This window comes from Bradyrhizobium sp. Mp19 (assembly GCF_029952935.1).
Taxonomy (GTDB): Bacteria; Pseudomonadota; Alphaproteobacteria; order Rhizobiales; family Xanthobacteraceae; genus Bradyrhizobium; species Bradyrhizobium elkanii.
This window is the reverse complement of sequence record NZ_JASAUT010000150.1, coordinates 1-2,140: the sequence shown is the minus strand read 5'-3', so window position 1 is coordinate 2,140 and position 2,140 is coordinate 1. Positions and strand designations below refer to the sequence as shown.

Annotated in this window: 2 protein-coding genes; both read left to right on the top strand. The window is 65.1% G+C overall.

What is annotated here, in order from left to right; all coding sequences use genetic code 11:
• Positions 1–136 precede the first annotated feature (136 nt).
• Positions 137–1,054 carry a pirin family protein gene (locus QJT82_RS45280; RefSeq protein ID WP_028335539.1) on the top strand — a complete coding sequence of 306 codons (918 nt, stop codon included), beginning with the start codon at positions 137–139 and terminating at the stop codon, positions 1,052–1,054.
• A 99-nt stretch (positions 1,055–1,153) separates the two neighbouring features.
• The gene (locus QJT82_RS45275) at positions 1,154–2,068 is read left to right on the top strand and encodes a phosphoribosylaminoimidazolesuccinocarboxamide synthase (protein ID WP_028341383.1); all 915 of its coding nucleotides are present in this window, start codon (positions 1,154–1,156) and stop codon (positions 2,066–2,068) included.
• Positions 2,069–2,140: the final 72 nt, after the last annotated feature.

The window sequence follows — 2,140 nt, the reverse complement described above, 5'->3', positions numbered from 1 at the left end:
CGGTCCTCAATGCCATGATGCGAGACCGAAAGCCCTACCTGCAGACCAAACCAACATAACAGTTGCCGGCTCGCGCTTCGCTTGGCCGGGACGACGATTGGAGTATGATCGCCACACCACTGTTAAGGAGTCCGACATGAGCTGGCAGCCCTCGACCGATCCCGAACTCGGCGATCCCAAGACCTGCGACGCGCTGGATCTGATCATCGTGCCGCGCACCCGCGATCTCGGCGACGGCTTTGCGGTGCGCCGCGCGCTGCCGCACGGCAAGCGCCAGATGGTGGGACCCTTCATCTTCTTCGACCATTTCGGACCGGTGCAGTATCTCGCCGGCAAGGGCATGGACGTGCGGCCGCATCCGCATATCGGGCTCGCCACCGTCACCTACCTGTTCGACGGCAGCATCATGCACCGCGACAGCGAGGGCAACATCCAGGAGATCCAGCCCGGCGCGATGAACCTGATGACCGCGGGCCGCGGCATCGCGCATTCCGAGCGCACGCCTGACGTGCAGCGCCGCGACGGCCAGAAGATGCTGGGCCTGCAAAGCTGGATCGCGCTGCCTGCGGGCAAGGAGGAGATCGCGCCGTCGTTCCAGCATTATGGCGCGGGCGACCTGCCGATGATCTCCGAGCGCGACTTCACCGCGCGCATCATCGCCGGCTCCGCGTTCGGTATCACTTCGCCGGTCAGCATGGTCTCGCCCTGGTTCTACACTGAAGTGACCGCAAAGGCCGGCACATCGGTGCCGCTCGACCCCGATCACGAGGAGCGCGCGATCTACCTCGTCGACGGCGAGGTCGAGATCGCCGGCGACCGCCACGAGGGACCGCGGCTCCTGATCTTCCGGCCCGGCGACCGCATCACCGTGAAGACGTTGCGGCCGACCCGCATGATGTTCCTCGGCGGCGACGCGCTGGAGGGGCCGCGCCACATCTGGTGGAATTTCGTGTCGTCCTCGAAGGAGCGAATCGAGCAGGCCAAACAGGACTGGAAAACCGGCCGTTTCGCGCAGGTTCCGCACGAACACGAGTTCATTCCGCTGCCGGAGTGAGCTATTTCCTGTGATAACCTCGAGCGCCCGCACGGCCGTGTGCGGGCGCTCGTCTTTGCAAGCCACCTATTTTGAAAAGCCACCTAGAGAGATCACGCCATGACCGCGATGCTATCCAGCGATTTGCCCCTGCCCCGGATCGGCCGCGGCAAGGTGCGCGATATCTACGCCGTCGGCGACGACCGCGTGCTGCTGCTGACCACCGACCGGATCTCGGCATTCGACGTGGTGATGGCGGAAACCATTCCGATGAAGGGCGCGGTGCTGACCCAGATCAGCGCCTGGTGGTTCCGGCAGCTTGAGGGCACCGTACCGCATCACATGATCAGCGCCGATGCCGACGAGATCATCCGCGCGGTGCCTGAACTGAAGGATCATCGCGCCGACATCCTCGGCCGCGCGATGCTGTGCAAGCGCACCACCGTGTTCCCGATCGAATGCGTGATCCGCGGCTACATCTCCGGCTCGGCGTGGAAGGAATACGCGGCCGAGGGCACCCTCGCCGGCGAGAAACTGCCGGCCGGCCTGGTCGAGAGCCAGAAGCTCGAACCCGCGATCTTCAGCCCGGCGACCAAGGCCGAGGCCGGCCATGACGAGAACATCACGGTTAAGCGGGTGGGCGAGATCGTCGGCGCCGACGTCGCCGCGACGCTGGAGAAGATGGCGCGCGACGTCTACGGCTACGGCGAACAGACCAGCCGCGCCCGCGGCATCATCATCGCCGACACCAAGTTCGAGTTCGGCCGCGACAGGGACGGCCGCATCATCCTGATCGACGAGGTGATGACGCCGGATTCGTCGCGGTTCTGGGCGGTCGATGCCTACAAGCCCGGCCAACCGCAGCCGAGCTTCGACAAGCAGCCGCTGCGCGACTATCTCGACGTCGAGCGCCGCGCCGGCCGCTGGAACGGCGACGCCCCCGCCCCGCCGCTGCCGGCGAGCGTGGTGGATGCGACGAGCAAGCGGTATCTGGAAGCGTATCGCCGCGTGACGGGAAGCGAGCTGAAGGTCTAAAGCGGGATGGGTTTAGGTTGAATCGATTTGGGATTCCCAAATCAGTGTGTTTCTGATTCACCATGCTGGCTG